The sequence below is a fragment of the Paraburkholderia mimosarum LMG 23256 = NBRC 106338 genome (assembly GCF_000739815.1).
GTDB lineage: Bacteria > Pseudomonadota > Gammaproteobacteria > Burkholderiales > Burkholderiaceae > Paraburkholderia > Paraburkholderia mimosarum.
In genome coordinates this window covers 96444-116408 of the sequence record NZ_BBJJ01000024.1, presented here as the reverse complement: position 1 = coordinate 116408, position 19965 = coordinate 96444, and the positions used below count along the sequence as shown (strand labels likewise).

General features: G+C 58.3%; 16 protein-coding genes and 1 tRNA gene. 5 read left to right on the top strand and 12 right to left on the bottom strand.

From position 1 onward, the window contains the following. Nucleotides 1-331 precede the first annotated feature (331 nt). Both BMI01S_RS40920 and BMI01S_RS40915 read left to right on the top strand, forming a co-directional pair. Nucleotides 332-410, top strand: a tRNA-OTHER gene (locus BMI01S_RS40920). A 39-nt stretch (nucleotides 411-449) separates the two neighbouring features. Then, a complete protein-coding gene (locus BMI01S_RS40915) occupies nucleotides 450-1187 on the top strand; it encodes a hypothetical protein (RefSeq protein WP_154671289.1) in 738 nt (245 codons plus the stop codon). Between the two features lie 513 nt (nucleotides 1188-1700). On the opposite strand, the gene BMI01S_RS19200 is transcribed toward BMI01S_RS40915, so the two are convergent. From BMI01S_RS19200 to BMI01S_RS19185, 4 genes are all read right to left on the bottom strand, one after another. Then, nucleotides 1701-2354 carry an HNH endonuclease gene (locus tag BMI01S_RS19200; protein ID WP_028231348.1) on the bottom strand — a complete coding sequence of 218 codons (654 nt, stop codon included), beginning with the start codon at nucleotides 2352-2354 and terminating at the stop codon, nucleotides 1701-1703. Beyond that, complete coding sequence (locus BMI01S_RS19195; RefSeq protein ID WP_154671290.1) at nucleotides 2347-3738, bottom strand: ATP-binding protein; 1392 nt, start codon at nucleotides 3736-3738, stop codon at nucleotides 2347-2349. The genes BMI01S_RS19200 and BMI01S_RS19195 overlap by 8 nt, the downstream gene beginning before the upstream one ends. A gap of 149 nt (nucleotides 3739-3887) precedes the next feature. Then, entirely contained in the window at nucleotides 3888-6434 is a 2547-nt protein-coding gene (locus BMI01S_RS19190) for a S8 family peptidase (RefSeq protein WP_028231349.1), read from the bottom strand. Nucleotides 6435-6515: 81 nt separating this feature from the next. After that, nucleotides 6516-7523 (bottom strand): AAA family ATPase, encoded by a 1008-nt coding sequence (locus BMI01S_RS19185; RefSeq protein WP_028231350.1) that lies wholly within the window; start codon nucleotides 7521-7523, stop codon nucleotides 6516-6518. A gap of 95 nt (nucleotides 7524-7618) precedes the next feature. On the opposite strand from BMI01S_RS19185, the gene BMI01S_RS19180 reads away from it, so the two are divergent. Then, nucleotides 7619-7891, top strand: a complete 273-nt coding sequence (locus tag BMI01S_RS19180) for a helix-turn-helix domain-containing protein (protein WP_028231351.1) — start codon at nucleotides 7619-7621, stop codon at nucleotides 7889-7891. Between the two features lie 1036 nt (nucleotides 7892-8927). Here BMI01S_RS19180 and BMI01S_RS19170 read toward each other — a convergent pair. The 6 genes from BMI01S_RS19170 to BMI01S_RS19145 all read right to left on the bottom strand — a co-directional run bounded on the left by BMI01S_RS19170 (nucleotide 8928) and on the right by BMI01S_RS19145 (nucleotide 17033). Further along, nucleotides 8928-9608: a CmcI family methyltransferase gene (locus BMI01S_RS19170; RefSeq protein ID WP_036019004.1), complete on the bottom strand. Its 681-nt coding sequence runs from the start codon at nucleotides 9606-9608 to the stop codon at nucleotides 8928-8930. Nucleotides 9609-9638: 30 nt separating this feature from the next. After that, nucleotides 9639-10316, bottom strand: coding sequence for a class I SAM-dependent methyltransferase (locus tag BMI01S_RS19165; RefSeq protein ID WP_081715998.1), 678 nt, complete (start codon nucleotides 10314-10316; stop codon nucleotides 9639-9641). 82 nt (nucleotides 10317-10398) lie between these two features. Next, entirely contained in the window at nucleotides 10399-13521 is a 3123-nt protein-coding gene (locus BMI01S_RS19160; protein ID WP_081723447.1) for an O-linked N-acetylglucosamine transferase family protein, read from the bottom strand. Nucleotides 13522-13791: 270 nt separating this feature from the next. After that, entirely contained in the window at nucleotides 13792-14091 is a 300-nt protein-coding gene (locus BMI01S_RS19155) for a flagellar protein FliT (protein WP_028211997.1), read from the bottom strand. Between the two features lie 23 nt (nucleotides 14092-14114). Beyond that, the gene (gene fliD / locus BMI01S_RS19150; RefSeq protein WP_028211998.1) at nucleotides 14115-15692 is read right to left on the bottom strand and encodes a flagellar filament capping protein FliD; all 1578 of its coding nucleotides are present in this window, start codon (nucleotides 15690-15692) and stop codon (nucleotides 14115-14117) included. 144 nt (nucleotides 15693-15836) lie between these two features. Then, nucleotides 15837-17033, bottom strand: coding sequence for a flagellin (locus BMI01S_RS19145; RefSeq protein ID WP_028211999.1), 1197 nt, complete (start codon nucleotides 17031-17033; stop codon nucleotides 15837-15839). 361 nt (nucleotides 17034-17394) lie between these two features. On the opposite strand from BMI01S_RS19145, the gene BMI01S_RS19140 reads away from it, so the two are divergent. Then, the gene (locus tag BMI01S_RS19140; protein ID WP_028212000.1) at nucleotides 17395-18336 is read left to right on the top strand and encodes an aldo/keto reductase; all 942 of its coding nucleotides are present in this window, start codon (nucleotides 17395-17397) and stop codon (nucleotides 18334-18336) included. 415 nt (nucleotides 18337-18751) lie between these two features. Further along, complete coding sequence (gene rpsU, locus BMI01S_RS19135; RefSeq protein WP_004198205.1) at nucleotides 18752-18964, top strand: 30S ribosomal protein S21; 213 nt, start codon at nucleotides 18752-18754, stop codon at nucleotides 18962-18964. A 122-nt stretch (nucleotides 18965-19086) separates the two neighbouring features. Here rpsU and BMI01S_RS43070 read toward each other — a convergent pair whose 3' ends face one another. Both BMI01S_RS43070 and BMI01S_RS19130 read right to left on the bottom strand, forming a co-directional pair. Next, nucleotides 19087-19212 carry a hypothetical protein gene (locus BMI01S_RS43070; RefSeq protein WP_255217813.1) on the bottom strand — a complete coding sequence of 42 codons (126 nt, stop codon included), beginning with the start codon at nucleotides 19210-19212 and terminating at the stop codon, nucleotides 19087-19089. 26 nt (nucleotides 19213-19238) lie between these two features. Continuing rightward, nucleotides 19239-19835 carry a DNA-3-methyladenine glycosylase I gene (locus BMI01S_RS19130; protein WP_028212001.1) on the bottom strand — a complete coding sequence of 199 codons (597 nt, stop codon included), beginning with the start codon at nucleotides 19833-19835 and terminating at the stop codon, nucleotides 19239-19241. Nucleotides 19836-19965: the final 130 nt, after the last annotated feature.

Genomic DNA, 19965 nt, shown 5'->3' with positions numbered 1-19965 from the left:
CAGTCGATTCTCTATGCTGGCCGTATGGACGCTGGTTGTACCTTGCCCAACTGAGGCTGATTTTCTGTTAAGGGCATTTTTGCATGAGTGCTTCGGGCGCCAGCTATACGCCCGGCGAGCCCATCTGCTTCGACTAGCTCGTCGCGAGCCTCCAAGAAGCGTGACGATGCCTGACGCCCCGGGGGCGCAAATTGCTCTCACCATCAAGCTATCACGTGGGCACTTTTGTCGTGGGACGCCTTACGGCCATACGCAAGGTACAGACGAAGCATGCATTTTCTTTTTGACTGCGTTGAAGTGGTTCGGGTATGCTCTCGGAGGAGTCGTCAATGGGGGTTAGCATACGATGGCCTAATGCGTTTCTTGTCTTAGGGCAAGGAAAGAACGCGGGTTCGATTCCCGCCCCCCCGCCCCCCGCCTACTGCAAACGTCTCATCTCCTAGCTGCCGATGACGGACCAAGAAATCTACAACCTCTATTTAGCACAGAGCGAAAATGTGCGGGCCCTTCTCAAGGCAATAGATGGTGTTGTTAGAGATATAAATCACCAAATAAGAAAGGGTGATAATTTTCAGGTGTCAATTAAAACAAAAATGCTTGCCTTGGCCTATTCGGCTTGGTCGGAGGCGCAATTTGTACAAATTTTATACACACCACACAGTTTTAATTCGTCTGAAATAAAGAAAATTGCTGAAGAGAAGGAGCGGCAAGGCATTGCTCACGGGTGGAAGTACATGTTGAAACTGGCATCAACAAAAATTGTTGATGAAGAAGTAAAGAAATTGATTTCAGAGCGTCTAGCTACCCTTATAGGCCTTGTGAATATTTACATTGAAGAGCCTGCTACTATAAGAAACAAGATTGCTCATGGCCAGTGGATACGTGCGCTGAATTCAAAAAATACTAGGGAGAATCCGAAACTGAGCAATGCTCTGGCCTCATTGGACCCAGTTTTTATTGAGAAAATGGTTAAGGTCCACCAATGCTTGGGGCGAATCGTTCGCGATTTGGTTCAGTCGCCAAAGAATGGGTTTGACGGTTGGTATGCGCGAAATATTGAGGGCCTTGAAAAGTATCTTGAAGATACCGAAGGCTGGAACTTGGCATCCAAGAGTGCGGCTCTCACGCGAAAACCAATAACTCGCAAGTCCCAAGCGTGTTGTCAGGAGGCGCTTGACGCAGCATAAGTCGGCGACGGTGCCAATTCAGCCGACTCATTTCTGAACCATCGAACGATAAGGCGCTTCGAACGGATGCGTATGGTCAAGTGCGGTTGCGCTCGCAACGGGTAAGTGCTGTCGGCTGAAGCCTCGCCGTTCGGCGGGGGGAGTGAGAAATAATCGAGACCTGCATTTTGTATTCATGCCGCTGCTTCACTGGCCAGGGTAGAGGTTCAGGTGCAACACCCCCAAGCATTGCATCTGACACAACCTGCATACGGGCCGCCAAGTCCTTCCCATTTCGGGTACATACACCGTTCAACCGCTGGCAGTTTTCAAGCGACCAGCACGGGCTCACCTTATGCTCGACTGATTTGGTTTCGCATTCGGTTCAAGCTCTACTATCCGCCACTCCCTCTCTTGCGCCGTCCCAGGTGCCACCCCGGTCAAATGACCGGTCAAAGATTCCCACGTTAGCTCAGCGTGTCAAACCCACGATTTAAGATATGGAGTCTCAGGTTCCGGAAGTCGTATACCTGCCTATGGAAGGCATGCTTCCCTGATGCGCTGCAATGCAGCCATCTTGGCCGGTCTGTCTTCTGCATCTATCAATTTTTGAGTAGCTTCCATTAGGGCATCGTTTCCGACAACTTCTTCGTCCCAGCCGAACTCACGTAGTCTGCGGTTCAGCTTGCACGCGCCAATTGTGAAATGCCCTTTTGTCGAGCGGTCGATATAGAACCCTCGATATATGAGGATGTGCTCATCGTATTCATCGTAGTGTGGCTGGACAATAAGGAAGCCGTTAGACGAACGTGGGTATGCCTTTCGGTTCGTCCGGGGCGTCACGGTGTCTGGCGCTATCTGCGAGACTTCCTGTTCGCGCTTGATATCATTGCAGTCCGCGCATACCACGCATAGGTTCTTCGGTTCAAATATGAACTGCGGATACTTGGACTTAGGGGCAATGTGCTCCACATGGCAGTTCGCCGCGGAAGTCAACGATACGTCCTTCCGGCAATATGCGCATCTTCCTTTCTGGACCTTGCGATAGTGCTTGCGAATGAATGAGCGCAGCGGTTCAAGGTCGGCGCTGCTCCAGTCCTTGTATGTGAAAGTCGCATCGTCTTTCTTTTTTTGGACAAGTGCAGCCAGCTCATCCGGAAGTGCGACGGGCTCGTTGATATCACTCATACTGGCCACGCATCTCTTGAAGCGTAAGAATAAGGTCTAGGACAGGGTCGTCCTCATTCAAGAGGTGAACCATCTTCTCGAGCTTTGCCATGGTCTCGAGAGCACCCGAGTCGAAGCCTCTTTTCTTCGAAACAGAAGAAAAGAGAGTCAACGCTGTCCGACTTAGATACTCATTGCGATATCCCGGAGCGCCGAATACCTCGGCAAGCTGATAATCGATAGATTTGCGTGAGTAGCTTCTTGCAGGTGTCGCAATTCCTGTCTCCATGGACATGACATGGCAGTTCCCGGCAGGCAATTGCGCAACAATTTGAGGCGAGTGGGTCGCAATGACAAAGTGACAACCGCTGAAATGACTAAATGTACGGTAAAGGAGGTGAATGTACTTCTCCTGCCACTCCGGGTGCAGGCAGACCTCAGGCTCGTCGATGCAAACAAGGGTGTCGTTCTGAATCTGGCTGCCAATGCCGAGTAGAGTCAAAACGACGGCTTGCTCTCCTGAGCTTGCGTCGTTTATGCGAAAACTTTCGTCCTTGCCCTTTTTAAAGAGGACAACATCCCGTAGCCGAAGAAGCCCCACTCGCAGCAGTAACAAGAACTCCGTGATGTCGAACGCTCCCTCGAGACCATCGATATTTAGCTGCTCGGTGGGAGTAACTCGCAACCCGAAGCGGTCAAGCCGCAGGTGTAGGGTTCTTTGGCGTTTGGATAGCTTCCGACTTTGGACTATGTCTAGCGCGCTGCGGATATCTTCGGTAGTTGCTTCAAGTATTTGTCGATATGCCTGACCGAGCTCAGCGGGGTTGAACATCGGCGCTTTTCGCATACGGTCATGAATGAAATCATGCGGGCGTGGCGCATTGTCCAACTCCCTTAGTAGCATATCGGGAATCAACTGGAAGGACACTGAAATCGCGGGTTCGTAGTCCAGATAGTCAAGAACCCCAGCAATTGCGCCGGCTTGAGCGGAGTTGCTCTGTGCTGAAAGGATGAGTGTGGTGACAATCTTTGAAAGGTACGTCAGACTTAGATTTGAGCTGGGTAATCCTCGGAGTCCGAGATAGCTATAACCCAAGGTGACCGCCGACCGCTTGGGAAGTGGAAATCTGTCAAAAGGACTTGTCGAGACGCTAATAATGTGCGATGGAGTATTTGACTTCTCGAGGCGACCTATTGGCTCATAGCGGTTCGAATGCTCGCTGCGGTCCCATTGCTCACTGGATAGCCCGCCTAACAGGTTGACTACGAGCGAGCGAAGCAAGCGGCTTTTTCCCGTCCCATTCTTGCCGACAATAACGGTAAACGTGTTGCTTCCCGGAAATCTTCCGTGGTGACGGTGCACGAATTGGAAGCGACCGATGGACGACGAGTATTCAATGAGCACAACTTCCCCGAATTTGCTGGTACTGACGTTTCCTGCGCGACAATCTCTGCGTCGCTAGGGTGTTTGTTGCCGAAAGATGCACCGCATTAAAGTGCCGAGTCGACATCGCGGTCCCTTTGCGATAAATATTCGCGAACCAATCTTGGTCGTTACAAGAGGTCTGTTCCCTCTATGTCAACGTCGATGACAGCTTCCGGCGCGATGATTGTCGCGATAGGGGTATAGATGTCCGTTTCGATGTTATCGGCGACCTTCAACGAGACCACGAGGGCGTAGCGAGCTTCGCTATTCCACTGGCGCGCTTCCTTCCAGTCTTTCCACCAACCGCCGACAGGAAACACTGCAATCTGGGATTTCGTAGCGAGCTGCGCCGCTGTTCCCACCCAGACGTCTGAGTGCATCGAGCCGCGGGCGCGCAACTGTGCGCCGTACTTCCACTGGGCAACGTCAGGGTCGCCGAAGCCGCTATCTTCAGTCTGTGACCGTTCAAGCCTATTGATACGGGCCTTGAACTGGTTCGCGTCTTCAGTCGCGCCTTTGACAGCGAAGCGCAACGCATAGGACTGGTAGCGGAACTTGCTGAGCCAGCCGCGCGAACTCGGGTTCGGCTCGACAAAGTAGGAAAGCGTGATGCGCAGCTCGACTTGGGCCTCGCCTAGTTGCAATAGCTCTTCGACTGGCCAAGGTAAGTCGTGCAGCTGCATCTCGCCCAGCACAATCGAGCCGCCGGGCTTGCGATAATATGGATTGAACTGCCGCTGAACCACGAGAGTCGGCCTGTGTGCAGTCGAATATTCGGACTGGACCGGGCTCACCAGCCCGTATCCGAAGGTCCGGAGAAGCTTGTCCTTGTCGAGTTTTTTAGGTTCGTCAGGAAGCGTTGCCTGCATGCCTTTCGTGTGCTCGGCACCATGTGCGACGAGAGCACGAATCGTCTCCGGCCAGTATTGCGGATACCTTGCACGGAGGTGTGCGCAAATCCGTGCAACGTCTGCCGTCGCAGCGCTGGTGTCGCCTGTGTCTGCGAAAAGATTCTTCGCTGGGGTGTTCGAAGTCGTCAACAGCCGAAGTGACTCCGGGCCTACAGTCACATGGATGCCACCGTCGAGCGACCCATTTCCGCCTTCAGCGACGACGTCCGGCTTGAATGGCCAAGGCGTGTTGCTCCACAACACCGAGGTGGTCGAAGCAGGCGAAAGCAAACCCGCCTCGGCAATTGCCTTGAGCGTTGCATGCTTTTTGGCATCGATATCCGTCAACGATGTCGCAGCACCTACCGTGAGCGCGTTCCAGGCCTGCCCTGGATTCTGGACAGGGCTCAATGCGTTGCTTTCCGGATACGTGCCCCACTCGGTCCACTGGACATTGCCGGCAGAGAGTATGAAGAGCCTGGGTACGCGTGGCGCGTCCTCGTCTTCCTCTTCGGCCGACCCACTTACATCAATAGGCGAGCGACCAAACGCCAGTTGGTCAACCGTCGCGGACCATTCAGAGGGAGCGCCGAGGAGGTGGCCAACCGACGTCGTCATCATCGCGAAGACCCGCGACCTGTCAGGAGCATCGACCTCAACCCGCGCTACGGATTCCGCAGTCACGGAGCCCCAGAGGCGGGGCGGCGTTTCCCCATCGGGCGGCAAAATCTTCACGGATTCAAGGCGATGCGGGATTTCAAGTTCATCTCCCGTGTGCAAGGCCGCGGTCAGGTCGCCATAAAGGGCAATGCCCGCCATCTCGCTGCCATGGCCTGCATGGTCATGTTTCTGCCAGTCGGGATTGTGGGTGTGAAGGTCCGCTTCATCGAGAGCTGGCGCCAACAACGGATGCCCATGGTTCACCCCCGTGTCGAGGATGCAAATGTGTGGCGCGCTGTCGTCGGCAGTGAAAGCGCTTCGTTCGAGAAGATTCTTGACCCAGTCCGCCTGTTCTGCCGGCGTAAGGCTACTAAGAAAGAACTCTGCGTTTGGCTCGACAAATCGGATTTCGGCGATAAGGTCGAGCAGGGCAACGCCCTGTTCAATTGCAGCACGCGTCGCGTTCGCTGCAACGACCACCCGACCGGGAAATCGGACGAAACCCGGTTCGACATTGATGCCGACCTTCGCGGCCTCATCTCGAAATTCCGCCACGACGTCGGTGAGTGCGCCACCCGTGTGTCGCAGCCAAATCTGCAGCCAATGAGGCTCGTCATCTACCGGCGGGTCCGCTGCGTCGGTCCACAATTCGGTAAAGGCGGCGCGGCGAATGTTGGCAATGGCATTTACGAGAGCCGCGTGTTGGGGAGCGGTGCCGTTGCGATTGTCTTTCTCGAGGTACTCGCTGACCCGTCTTACGAACGCAGACAGCTTGCCATCTGGAACGTGCAATACGGCGACGTCGGAGTTTGTGTGAGCAAGGACTGTCAGGAGTTCAATGCCATCAGACTTCCACTCGACTTTTCGATAATCGTATGAGCCGCGCGGGCTGAACTCGACGGCGATAGACATGCCGCGTCGCTCGGGTAATCCCAAGGCTTCACGAGTCTCCTCCAGCTCGACAATGCTGCCGGCAATCTCTTGAAGTTGAGCCAACAGGCGTTGGCCGTGCGCTCCCCGGTCCCTCTGCGGCGCATTTTCGCGCTGCACGGACAAGGGCGAGCGAAATTCAAGCGACGTCACGAATCCTTCAATGGACAGGTGACCCTTAAGTTCGTCCGCCATTTTCTCAGGTTCTTCATTTGGTCTTATTCGCCTGAGAGTCTACCGCAAGATTTCCCGATTCATTCGTTCGGGATGTTGTTTTTACGGATGTACGTTGTGGCCTTGAGCGCGCTCTTCCAAATGGCGAATGACGCTCGCTTCACTTACGGTTTTCTCGCCTTCCATAATCGCGTCTTTCAATGCATCGAGACACGCCTTGACGATGTCTGCGTGTGATTCGCCCTTGCCAACATGCGCGAGTTTGCGATAGTCGATGTCGGACGTTCCGAAGACACCTAAGCTGTTTCTCAGCAGCGTCTCGATTTGGCGCTCGTCAGGCGCCTCGTACTTAATGACGTCGTCGAAGCGCCGGAAAAGAGCCGTGTCGAGGTCTTTGCCGTGGTTCGTCGCAGCAATCAGAAGGCTATCGGATGCGTCCTGTTCGATGAGCTGTAAGAACATATTCAATGTACGGCGCATTTCCGCCACATCATGCTGACTGCCTCGCTGCAGACCCAACGAATCGAACTCATCGAAAAAGTAGACGCCGCGCGTTGATTTCAGCGCTTCGAAAACCAGCCGGAGCTTGGAGGCGCTTTCCCCCATGAACTTGGTGATGAGGCTGTCGAACCGCGCAGTGAAGAGCGGCAAACGGAGCTCGCCGGCCAACGCAGCAGCGGTCATTGTCTTGCCGGTGCCTGGTGGGCCGACAAGAAGCAGCTTTCTACGAGGGCTTAGTCCGTGGCTGTGCAGTTGCTCATGGTGACGCTGCTCGCGAAGGACGCGGTTTAACTTTCCGCGCACAGCCTCTGACAGCACCATCTGCTGCAGATGCTCTTGCGGATACTGCACTGTTAACAGTTCGGAAAGCTCGCCCTTCGGTTGAGCCAGCGGAGTCGGACGCCGCACGCCCTTGCTTTGAACTGAGGACAGCCCAGGCTTTCTGCCTGCCTTAGCGGCATCAACGAGGTCGCGCAGTTCTGCCGCCAACTTTGTGTGGCCACGATGAGCTTCGTCCGCAGCCATCTGCATAGCAACCGCGTAGAAATGCTCGTGGTTGTCACCAGCATATGCGCGCAGTAGTGCTTTCACTTGGTCAGAACGGGCCATTGGAACCTCAAAAGTCTCGAAACGAAGTATAGACTTCAAACGGGTCGAATATTGCTATTATAGCAATATGATTGCGACTACAGCATTTTCAACGAATGTTCCCACCTCGAAGTCAAGGTGAACTCCTGCGATGGGCGCGCGGCGAAAGTACCCAAGCTGAGTTCGCGACGGTGACCGGTGTCCACAAGTCGACCCTCTCCCGATACGAGTCAGAAAAGCTCGGGGCACCGACGCACCTCATCAACTTCTGTCTCGCGCGCCTCGCGGATTATGTAAGTGACCACTCACATACTGAGATGGGGCTTGAAGGCGCGCTGGATAACGCGAGACGAACGGTTGTGTTGCTCGAAGGGCTCGCGCAGAAATAGCGCCACCAATACTGTATATATATACAGTATTGGTGATTTGTGCCATCATGGTTTTCGGCGTGTTTAAGAAGGCCTACCTATATAGGAGATGACACAGCCTTCAATTCATTCGCAAGCGTCGGAACGGACGCAGGAACTCATGGGCGTCCTGTTGGCAGACGCAGCGGTCGATGTCGAGCTTGTAAGCAGGGAGCTTGGGCTGACTGATGCCATGAGCGAGCGGCTGAGGCGAGCGCTCGACCGGTTGGAGTGCGTCGCGGCTGTCTTGCGGGCAATGCGCTGTGCGGCGGACGGCTGTCAATCGGCAGGGATGCTCGATGCGTCGAGGTGCGCTATTGAAGAACTGGCGGCAAGGTGGCCGCAGGACTATCCGGCCAACGCTGTGGAAAGGTTGGTTCTTGCGCGCAAAGAAGGAGAACTAGGGCCTCTGCGTTGCGACAGTAGCAACGGGCGTCTCGAACCGTCAGTGCGTTGCGGCGGAGGCCGTAGCCAATAGGCATCGGAGCGCTTCAAAATAAGAATTTTGTGGATTTTTACATAAAATCAGTCATTTACACGCGACATCAGTAGGGTGCGTCAACGAAAAATGCGACACGTGTAGGTAACTTGCGCGCACTGCCGTCGAAAATTCCGCCGGTCTGCGGTGCAGAAAGGTGCGCAACAGTGCCGAACTTCGAGTCGCCGTCGCGCCTGGCGACATGAGTAGGGTGAAAACGGCGACATCGGTAGCGTTAAGGCACAGTCTGCGAGCCGCAGCCTTTCCAATATCACGACGGTGCAAAGATCGCGGGCAAGGCGAGTAAGCGGCGTGGGCTACATGGGAGCCTTTCTCTCCGACTTGTGCACAACGCGTGCGCTCGGCACCCGCCGCTCCTGGCTGGTTGCTCGCACCGTCGGCGTGGCGCTACTGAGCAAGCTGATCATCAGCGCACCGGCGCAAGCCGCTAGCACTCCGCCGCGCAAGGCCGAAGATGCCGCAGCCGGCGCTTGGCGACTGCAAGCAGTCGATGCGAGCGCCGTGGCAAGGGTGTCAAAATTACGGCATGGAGGGGTTTTCAACCATGGCGCAGGTGATCGGTGCTTGCCGATGTCCTTGCGGGCGACGTTCGAACGCAACGATGCTGTCGTAGCAGGCGATGTAATCCGTGGTCTTTGTAAAGCTTGAAATTGGGATTTTTCCCCTCGAATGAACCGCATTCAGTTCGTCGATCTTGGTTTTGGCGAATTCGATAAAGCTCCCTGGCCTCCCCACGCCGCCCTGGTATTCAGGCCAGTAGCAGGTGTGGGTGTCCTCCACCATATAAATCCCGTTCTTGTGAAGCCGGTCATACATCAACTCGAAGGAAGCGACCATGTGATTCATGACATGGCTTCCGTCATCGAGAACGATGTCGACTTCCGGATATTTCCGGAAGATCTGATCGATTAGAGCAGGGTCATCCTGGCTTCCTATGAAAATCTCAATACCTTCCGCTTCATGGGCCTTGCACTGAGGATTGATATCGATCCCTATGATCCTCGATTCAGGACCAAAAAATTCTTTCCACATTGCCAGTGATCCACCGCCGAATACGCCGATTTCGATCATCACGGGAGCTTTATTCCTGAAGCGCGTGAAGTGGCGCTCATAAATATCAAAGTAGTGGATCCACTTGTGCAGTCGTTTATCCGGGTTGTTAAGAAAGTATTTGTGGAGAAAGCCGTCAGTCATTTCCATGGCCTTGATCGGTGCATCGAATGGGAATATTTAAGACTGCGAAGGTACAATCGCCCTGAACACGTACTGGAGCGCTTTCGCGTCCTCGACAGCAGCGTTTGCATCCGCACCCGCTGCGCTCGCCATAGCACGAATGGCGGGTAAAAAGGCCTCGCGTTGCGGTTCATGGAAGATCCGGGCCTTGCCGGCATCGACGATAAACCCCGCGTCTCGAAACATTTCCAGCATCGTGACGCGCGTGAACCAACGGATATGTGTCCGGTCGAACAAGCCGGAATCCTGATACCGGAAATCGCCAAAGCTCAAACGAGCCTGCACGCTCCAGTGCTGCGCATTGGGAATGCACGCAACGACGCACCCCCCGCGATCCATCGTTCCGCGGATTTTCTTCAGTAATGCCCAGGGATCGTGAAGATGTTCGAGCACGTCTCCGAAGACCCAGCAATCAGCATGAAAGTCCGAACGAAATTGCTCGACGGCTACCCTCTCGATGTCCACATCGACTACACGGTCGCAGAATTCGCGCGCCATCTCAGCATAAGCCGGGACAATTTCGATCCCGGTGTAGTGCACGCTTGGGTTCGCTTTTTTGTATTCGCGCGCGAGTGCGCCGGAACTGCAGCCCACTTCCAGCACGCGCCGGGCATTTGGCGGCATGAGGTCAAGTAAGTCCGGGTTGTGATTCTGATGGACAGGAGTTTGATCCAATTTAGGCTCCGAAGGATATTGCTACGCTGGCTGTGAAGGTGTTCGATCAGGGCGATATTTCGACAATTGCACCCGCCACGCCTCATTCCCCATATTTGCCCAAATAGGACGCGTAGCCTTCCCGCCAGCCGGGCGAACCGAAAGCGCCGCCGCTTTCGTGAACCACGCTCAGCGGCCACGTACCCATGCGCAGCCCCTTCAGTTCTGCCTGACGGCAGAAGTCCATGTCGTAAAAGTGGAACTTGAACTGCTCGTCGAAACGCAGGCCACTCTGCACGAGCATATCGCTATCCGCAATCAGCAGAAGGCCGTCGAGGAGCTTGCATTCCTGTCCAGAAGGCCCGAAGGTCGAGGCGATGTTGCACGGGAATCCCTTGCCATGGCCGACAGTTCCACTCAGATATTTGGGTTCGTCCCACTGAAGATCTGGCGTGGAGAAGGCCCATGCTGGCTGGCGCGGCACACGACGAAGGTTGCCGGCCAGACCCACCACCTCGAAGTGGGCGAGTGATTCGCGGATGCGCTCGGTCCAGAAAAAGTCGTTGAGCCAGACGTCGTCGTGAACGAATACCAGTATGGCCGGACGCTGTTTTGCCTCTTCGATCGCCGTGTTGTAAATGCTGGACAGTCCGCGCGTATTGTTGTCGAATAGTTGAAGTTCGACATTGGGCAGGTGCGCATAGAGCTTCAGCGAGCGGCCAAGCGCCGTTTCATTCGAGAACTGCTCACGGGTGCAACGGGTACCGCAGACAATACGGATGGGTTTCGTCGCGACGGGGATGTCAGTTACCGCGTCGATCGACGTGATCGATCCGGCTGTTGGCGCGATCCCTGTTTGTGGCTCGTGCGCCGGGCCCGGAAGTGGGCTCACCGATGCTTCATGCGGCTGCGCGGGGACCTCGAAATGCTCAGGCGCAAGCCCGTTACACCAGCGCTGCCACATGGTACGCAGCGCACGCGATACGGCGTTCGCAATCGTGCTTGCGCTGATGAGGGGCGACTGCCTGCAATGTTGGCGCAACTCGCGGCGTACCATGGCGAGTGCGTCGAGGTCGTTGGCCAGCGCGACGCACTTGCTAACGAAGTCATCCTTGTCGCGCGCGACGAACGCCTCGTCAAGGCCGAGGTGCGAGAGCCACCCCGTGCTGCCGCGGCTAGCCATCGAAACGCCGGGCAGGGTCACGGTGGGAACGCCCATCCACAGGGCGTGCATGGTCGTGGTCGAACCGGCGAATGGGAACGCGTCAAGGCACACATCGACCTGCTGGTGCTGTTGCAGGTACCCCTCGGTATTCTTGCGCTGCATAAAACTGATGCGGCTCACGTCGATGCCTTCGCTTGCAAACAGTTTGGCCAGTCTGTTCATTTGTTCGATCGATGTGATCGCGCCAATGAGCATCCGCGAATTCGGTATCTCGCGCAGCACGCGTGCCCAGAGAGCCACCACTTCCGCCCCGATCTTGACCAGACGACTGAAGCTGCCGAACGTCAAGAAGCCGTTTTTCAAGGCGGGTAACTCGTTCACTTCCGGCGCTTGCGCGTACGGCTTGAATGGCGCAAGAGCCGGCAGAAACACCAGCTTTTCCGAGAAGCAACTGGCGAACTGCTCGAGCGGTGTGACGAACCGGTCCGACATGTAATAGTCAATGGACGTCAGGCCGGTCGTGGCTGGATTGCCGATCCAGCTCACCTGGACGGGCGCGGGCTTGTGCGCGAAGGTCACGAGGCGGTTGCGCCCGGTATGGCCGGACAGATCGATCAGTATATCGATGCCGTCGTCGCGGATTTGCTGTGCAACCGCGGCGTCGGTCATGCCGAAGACTTCGTGCCACTCTTGCGCGTGCTCCCGGATCGTCGTCGTGAAAGCGTCAGTGACCACGTAGTTCGAATAGACGTGCAGTGACAGGCTTGTGTCACTGGCCAGATGCTCCACGATCGACTGGAAGAAGTAGGCGACTGGGTGATTGATCAGATCGCCCGAAACGAAGCCGATCCGCAGGCGCCGCGACGGATCACGATCATTCGTGTGCTCCAACCGCTGCGCACGCAGGGGAGCTTCCTGGCGCTTCCCGAACTCGCTGAATTCTGCGAACGCGCTTGTTGCATCGAGATCGGTCTTATGCATCAGGCAGAACAACAAGTTGCTATGCGTTGCCGCCTGCATTGGTGCGAGTTCGAGCGCCTTGCGGAAGGCACGTTCCGCTTCATCGTACTGGCCATCGTCGTTCAGCGCGTTAGCGAGCGCGTCCAGTTCGATTGCGTTATCCGGTGCCAGTTCCACCGCGCGGCGCATCTGGGCTATGCCCTCGCCGGCTCGACCGGTTGCCTGCAGGGAGGCACCCAATGTGCGGTGCAGTGCTGCGCTTCCGGGGTGCTTTTCGAGAGCCTGGCGGCAGTGTGCTACGGCTCTCTGGTGCTGGCGCGTAATATGCAGCGCGTCGGCCAGCATTATCTGGGCGGGGAGACTTTCGGGCAGCAGGTTGGTCGCACGCTCAGCCGACGCCACGGATTCTGCGTACTTGCCTGCACGCTGCAGGGCGTGCGTGAGCATAATCCAGCATTCGCCATGAGACGGGTTTTGCTCCGTCAAGCGACGGGCAAGCGTCAGCGCAGCCTCGGTCTTTCTACTGTTGAAGAGATCCGCAAACTTGCGCAACTCCGTCGAGCTTGCACGGCGCGGATCGATTTTCGCCGCAGGGGTGTCCGACGCCTCCTGCTTGGGCGTAGCTTCGATTGCCTCGGCGTCCGCCTCGGCAACGTACGAAGGTTCGGGCGTGGGCGCCGGCGCGGCGTCAGGCTGCGGTAGACGAGCCTTCAGAGTATCGATGGCGTCCGCGGGAACGCCGCATTGACCCGCCACGTCGAGGGACATCCGCGCGGCTTCGAACTGCTTGCTTGCTGTGAGGGCGTTGAAGTAGTAGACCCAGAGTTGCGCGAAGTTCGGCGTATGGCCAAGTACAGCTTCGAAATGCGGCACGGCCTCGGCTGGCCGGTTCGTTTGCATATAGAGCACGCCGACATGGTAGTTGGCGTCGACGTGATCGCGATCCGCTTTCAGCACAATGGCGTAGAGCGCTTCAGCTTCGTCGTATTCCTGCTTGCGATGGTGTTCGATGCCGGCTTCCATGACGAGCTGGATATCATTCCCCATTTGCGATTGGGGGGCGAGCGCGGTGGTTTCGATCGGAGTTGGGAAAGCGGTCATGACGAAGGCGTGCTTGCGCCGCAGGTAACGGAAGTAGGGTAATTATCGAGCGCGCTTGGCCGGGGCGAATCACCGAGTTGACGTCAAAACGCCCGCCAATTCGGAGATGCGAGGGACGCGCGGAGATGTGGTCGGATCGTCGGCCGTTGCTGCAAGACGCGGGCGTAGCGAGCGCGCAAAACAAAGCCCGCACGAGGCGGGCGGAGGTACACGGATGCACCCTAAAGGGCGCAATAAGTGTTATTGCTGCGCGTCTGCGAAGTTCGGGCTTCAGAACTGCGCAACGCGTTGATACAGGTTGATGTTGCGAGTCGCCTGGATGGCCATTCGGTATTCGGCGCTCAACGCGGATTGCGCCGACTCTGCCTCCGCAGCGATGCGCATGTCGATCGCGTGCACCTGCCTGAGGACGTCGAGCGCCGCGTCGGTTTGTTTCGCGGGCAGCGACATGAGAAGAGGCGAGCGCTCGCTCGCAAGCTCGGCGGCCCTTTCCCAATCGCCGACGGCCGCAGCCTGCTCGATGTCTTTCGTGATCTGCCAGATGCGATCGATGGGCGCGGGGATGTCCATGTCGTTTCTCCTGCCGGATGCGCTTAGCTCTTGTTGGTCGCCAGCGCGCCGGCGCTATTCGAGCCACCGAAGAGCTGCGTGAGGTACTGCTGGTTGTTGTTCATCGTCGCCATCAGTGTGTTGAGCGCGGTGAACTGCGCGGTGTACATGCTGGTGAGCTGCGTCTGATAGTTGGCGAGATTCGACTTCTGTGTCGAGAGGTTCGTCAGATCGGTGTTGATCGCGTTGGTACGCGTCGTGATGACGCCCGTGCTGGACGTGTAGCTCGTAATGTTCGTGTTCAACTGCGCGGCAACGCCGTTGGTCGAATTGAACAGTGCGGCTACGGTCGACTGATTATTCTGCAGTGCGGTGCTCAGCGTGGTGTTATCGACCGCGAGCGAGCCGTCCGAATTCAGCGTGATGCCGATCGCCGCGAGGCTCGTCGTGGTGTTGCCGCTCTTCACGCCCGTTGCCACGATCGTGGCGAGCTGATTCTGGATCAGGTTCAGCGTGGAGTCGCCGAGCAGCACGCCCTGCGACTTCGAAGTCGAGCTGAACGAGGTGAGCGCGGCCATCGTCGTCACCAGCGTGTTGTACAGCGTGACGAAATTGTTGATGGCCGACGATTCGGCGCTCGTGTTCTGCGCGACCGTGAGCGTTTGTGCGCCGCTGCCCGTGGTCGACGTATCGACGGCCGCTGCCGTGAGGTTCAGCGTGACACCCGACAAGGCGGAGGTCACGGTGTTGTTCGAGCTGGTGGCGCCCGTGCCGTCGATCGTGAAATAGGCGTCCTGAGCGGCCGTGGACTGTGTCCACGTGGTCGTGCTGGAGATCGTCGACTGGTTCGCGGCGAGGTTGGCGGACGTCGCGCTCGCGCTCGTGATCGCCGTGCCCGCCGTCGTCGTCACGGCCAGGCTGTTCAACGCGTCGCCGGCATTCGAGTCGCTGATCGCGATGCTGATGCCGTTCGCCGAACCGGTCGAGGTCGAGTGCAGCACGAGGTGCGCACCATCGGCGCCATTGACGACCGTTGCGGTCACACCGGGATTGTTGGTGGCCGAATTGATCGCCGATGCGATGCCAGCAACGGTGCTATTCGTGCTGTTGAGCGAGATGGTGGTGCTCGCGCCGTTGACGGTCAGCGTCATCGTTGAGGAGCCCGAAGCGAGCGCCTGGGTTGCGGTGAAGCCCGTCGAGGTCAGCACCTGGGCTTGCGCTATCTGCTTCACGTCAAGGGAATACGACCCTGCCGCTGCGCCGCTGCCTGCGGTGGCCGTGATGCCGGTGCCGCTGGTCGTCGCCGTGTAGGCGTTGAGGGTCGTGCCGTTGGAGAGCGGCGCGAGGCCTGCCTGAAGCGCGGAAAGTGCGGCGGAGAGCGCGCCGTACGCGGAAATTTCCGTGTTGTCCTGGGTCTGCTGAGCGCTGATCGTGGCGGCCTGGCCGGCGATCTTGGCGTTGACGAGCGCCGTGACGAGGGAGGTCACATCCATCGACGAGTTGCCCGTCGAGCCGCTGACGATCGACTGGGCAGCTTGCTGCAGAGCGGCGTTGCTCGCGGCGGTTTGGGCTGCGACGGTACTCGCGATCGTGCTGGCTGTCGAACTGGTTACGGTGGACATGAAGGGGCTCCGTGCGTCGGCGTTGCAGTGTGAATCGGTTCAGGTCTGGAAAACGCCAATCGGGAGGCGCTCCTCCCGATTGGCTTGCATTGCGTGCGCCGGGTATGGCGGCCGGGCACGCAACGCCTTGGCTACTGAAGCTTGTTACTGCAGGAGCTTCAGGATCTGCTGCGGTTGCGAGTTCGCTTGTGCGAGCACCGAGATACCGGCTTGCTGCAGCACTTGCGCCTTGCTCAGGTTCGCCGTTTCTGCCGCGAAGTTGGCGTCCTGGATCGACGACTGTGCGGTCGACAGGTCGGTCGACTGAGCTTGCTGCGTCGTGCCGATTGCCGTGAAGCGGTTTTGCGCTGCGCCAAGCGTTGCTTGCAGGTTGTTCAGCGTAGTCAGCGCGTTGTCGATCGACTCCATGGCCATGCTGGCGCCGCTTGCCGTGCTGATGTCGACGCTTGCAACCGTCGTCGGCTTGTTGTAGCTGGCAATCTGGTTTTCCATGGCGACGGCAGCGGCGGCGGCAGCAGCGGAACCGGCGGCACCAGCGGCCGCGGCAGCTGCGGCTGACATGCCGCCGTCAGTAAGCGTGACCGCCGTGCCCGAGCCCTGGAACGCGCCGCCACCGGAGCTGGCGTTGCCAGTGGCGGTGAACAGATTGCCGACTGCAGTCTGGCTCAGTGCCTGGTTGTTCTGGTCCGTGAACGAGAAGCCGCCGCTACCGTCGGAGACAACATTGATCGACGTGATCGTTGCGGCCGATGCTGCTGCCGTTGCGCCAGCCGACGTCAGGCTCAGGCCCGTGAACGTGCCGAGCGTGTTGCCAGCTTGCGGCACGCCGCTGCCGATCGAAGCCGCCGACATGTTTTGCGTGAGGTTCAGGCTGATCGTCTGGCCGACGTTCGCGCCAACCTGGAACGACACGGTACCGAGCGTGCCGTTCAGCACGTTCATGCCGTTGTACGTCGTTTGCGATGCGACACGGTTGATTTCCGAAACTTGCTGGCTGACTTCCTGCTGCAGTGCTGCGCGGTCGTTGCTGGTCATCGAGCCGTTGGCCGCTTGCGTGGCGAGCTGGCGGATACGCTGCAGGCTGTTCGTCAGCGACGACAGACCGCTCGATGCCGTCTGGACCAGCGAAACGCCATCGTTCGAGTTCGACACACCCTGGTTCAGACCGTTGATCTGGGTCTGCATGATGTTCGAGATCGCGAGGCCTGCCGCATCGTCAGCTGCGCTGTTGATGCGCTTACCCGACGACAGACGCGTGATCGCTTGCGACAGCGCGCTACCCGAGCCCGTCAGGTTCTGTTGCGCGACGAGCGAGTTGATGTTGCTGTTGATTCCGAGCATGGAAATTCTCCTAAGCGGGCTGTGAGCCCGTTACAAGCCACTATGGCCGCGGCGGAAGCAATCTTTCATTGCTGGCCGCCTCAGTGAAGGTTGTCGGCGTCGGTAAAAAAAACTTGAGGGGACGCACCAACAATCGAGACCTCATTTGCGCGGTGCATAAAACGCCCCCCGCAGAATGCTTCCCGCCTTTCTTGCACCTGCGACTGCGTAATGCCGTTTGCAAGCGTGTTTACGGCAGCCCGTGCTTGCGGTTTAGCGGTGCACTTCGGCCGGCGCGCTCGGCGGTCCGTATGGCCCGCTGCATCCCGGCGCGCGGCGGCGTATCCTCAACGGTTCCCGCTCGCCCTTTACAGGAGGTCCCATGGAACTGCGCAGGATCGGCACTTCGTCATTGCAGGTCGCCCCGCTCATGTTCGGCGGCAACGTCTTCGGCTGGACCGCCGATGAAGCCACCTCGTTCTCGATCCTCGACGCCTTCACCGACGCCGGCCTGAACTTCATCGACACGGCGGATGTCTACTCCGCCTGGGTGCCCGGCAACCACGGAGGCGAATCCGAGACGATCATCGGCAAGTGGATCGCGAAGAGCGGCAAGCGCGACAAGGTGGTGATCGCAACGAAGGTCGCGAAGGACTCGCGCCGTCCCGGCCTGTCCGCCGCAAACATCGCGGCCGCCGTGGAAGATTCGCTGCGCCGCCTGCAGACCGATTACATCGACGTCTACTTCTCGCACGAAGACGACCAGAAGGTGCCGCTCGAGGAAACGCTCGGTGCGTACCAGCGCCTGATCGAGGCCGGCAAGGTGCGGGTGATCGGCGCGTCGAATTACACGGGCGCGCGCATCGAAGAAGCGCTGGCGGTTGCGAAGCGGTCGGGGTTGCCCGCGTATCAGATCATCCAACCCGAGTACAACCTGTACGACCGCGCACCCTACGAGGCCGATATCGAGCCGGTCGCGATGGCCCAGAGGCTCGCGGTCGTGCCCTATTACAGCCTGGCGAGCGGCTTTCTTTCGGGCAAGTACCGGTCGCGGGAGGATCTTTCGAAGAGCGCGCGCGGTTCGCGCGTGGAAAAGTACCTCGATCATCGCGGCATTCGCATTCTCGCGGCCCTCGACTACGTGGCCGAGCGCCACGGCAGTTCGCTCGCGGCGGTGGCGCTCGCCTGGTTGATCGCGCGCCCGAGCATCACGGCACCGATCGCAAGCGCGACTTCGCTCGACCAGCTGGAGAGTCTCGCGGCGGCTGTGCGGCTGAAGCTCGATCCAGCCGACATACAGGCGCTAAACGACGCGAGCGCCTGAGGGCGGGCCTCGCCGGACAGGCGCGAAAGCGCGATTCATCCAGGTGTCCTAAGCGACAGTGCGGCGACAAGGCGGGCGCGCAGGCCGCGGCCCGCCGCGCAAGTCACTGAGTAGAATCAAGAAAGTATGGCTTGGCGGATTTTTTCCTGATATCATTGAGAGTGAATTGAGATCTTTGCCTGTTTTGTTGCCGTGTTCGTTACTGTTGGCGGCCGCAAACCGGCGGTCAGGTGTGTTGCAGCAAGGTCAACCTGATCGCGTTCCGCTGTGAACCCCCTACTTCTCTTTTCCGGCCTCCGTGGCCGCCTTGCCTCTCGTTCAGCCCCAGCGTGGCGAACGACCGGAGGGCCGGCGCGCGAGCAGTTTCGACGCTCGCGCCTTTGAACCGTATTAAGCGATTTGAGTTAGGAAATACATGACGACGATTCTTCTGAAGGAAAACGAGCCGTTCGAAGTGGCCATTCGCCGCTTCCGCCGTGCAATCGAAAAGAACGGCCTGATCGCCGAGCTGCGTGAGCGTCAAGCTTACGAAAAGCCGACGGCCGTTCGCAAGCGCAAGAAGGCAGCTGCTGTGAAGCGTCTGCACAAGCGCCTGCGCAGCCAGATGCTGCCGAAGAAGCTCCACTAAGCTTTTTCGCTTTTCGGTGTTCCGCCAGACGGCGGCGCATGCTTCGCAAGAAGCTGCGCCGCCGTTTGCGTTTGCGCGTCATCCGCGTGCGTTTGCGTGCGCCGGATCCAGTCAGGCGGCGTCTAGCATGCTCGCCCCCATTCCCACACGCCAAAGACGCCGTGGACATTCTGCAGACAGCTCAGCAGGTTGACCGTGGCCAAATCGTAGACGTCGATATGGGCGCGCAGCAGCGCCTTTTTCAGCATGTATCTGACCGCACCGTTCGCTATGCTCAGGCGCGGCGCTTTTTCTTGCCCTGCGCCGCGCAAGCCGCGCGGCACATGCAGTCGCGCTCGTGGTCGTTGACCATGCCGACGGCCTGCATGAACGCATAACAGATCGTCGTGCCAACGAATTTGCAGCCGTATTTTTTGAGCGCCTTGCTCAGGGCATCCGAGACCTCAGTGGAGGCCGGCGCATCGCGATACGACGCCCAGTCGTTCTGGATGGGCGTGTCGTTCACGAACGACCAGACGAAGGTTGCGAGCGAGCCATGCTCGGCCTGGATCTGCTGCACGGCGCGCGCGTTGGCGATGGCGGCCTCGATCTTGGCGCGGTTGCGCACGATCGACGCATCCTGCAACAGCGTTTCCACGTGCCTGGGCGTGAAGCGTGCGACCCTGGCGACGTCGAAGTTGGCGAAAGCGCGGCGGTAGCCTTCGCGCTTGTTGAGTATCGTGGACCACGAAAGTCCGGCCTGTGCGCCTTCGAGCACGAGCATTTCGAACAGATGCTGGTCGTCCCGCGATGGCACGCCCCACTCTTCGTCGTGATATTGCACATACTGCGGCGACGCGCCCGCCGATACCCAGTTGCAGCGGTGTTCCACGTTGAATTCTCCTTCCGGGACGTTTCTCAGGCCACGCAAGCATAGCGCAACGGTGCCTCGCCACCACCCTGGCCAGATGGCCGATTGTGCGAACACAGGGAAGCCGTTAGTCTCTGCGGCACGACATCAA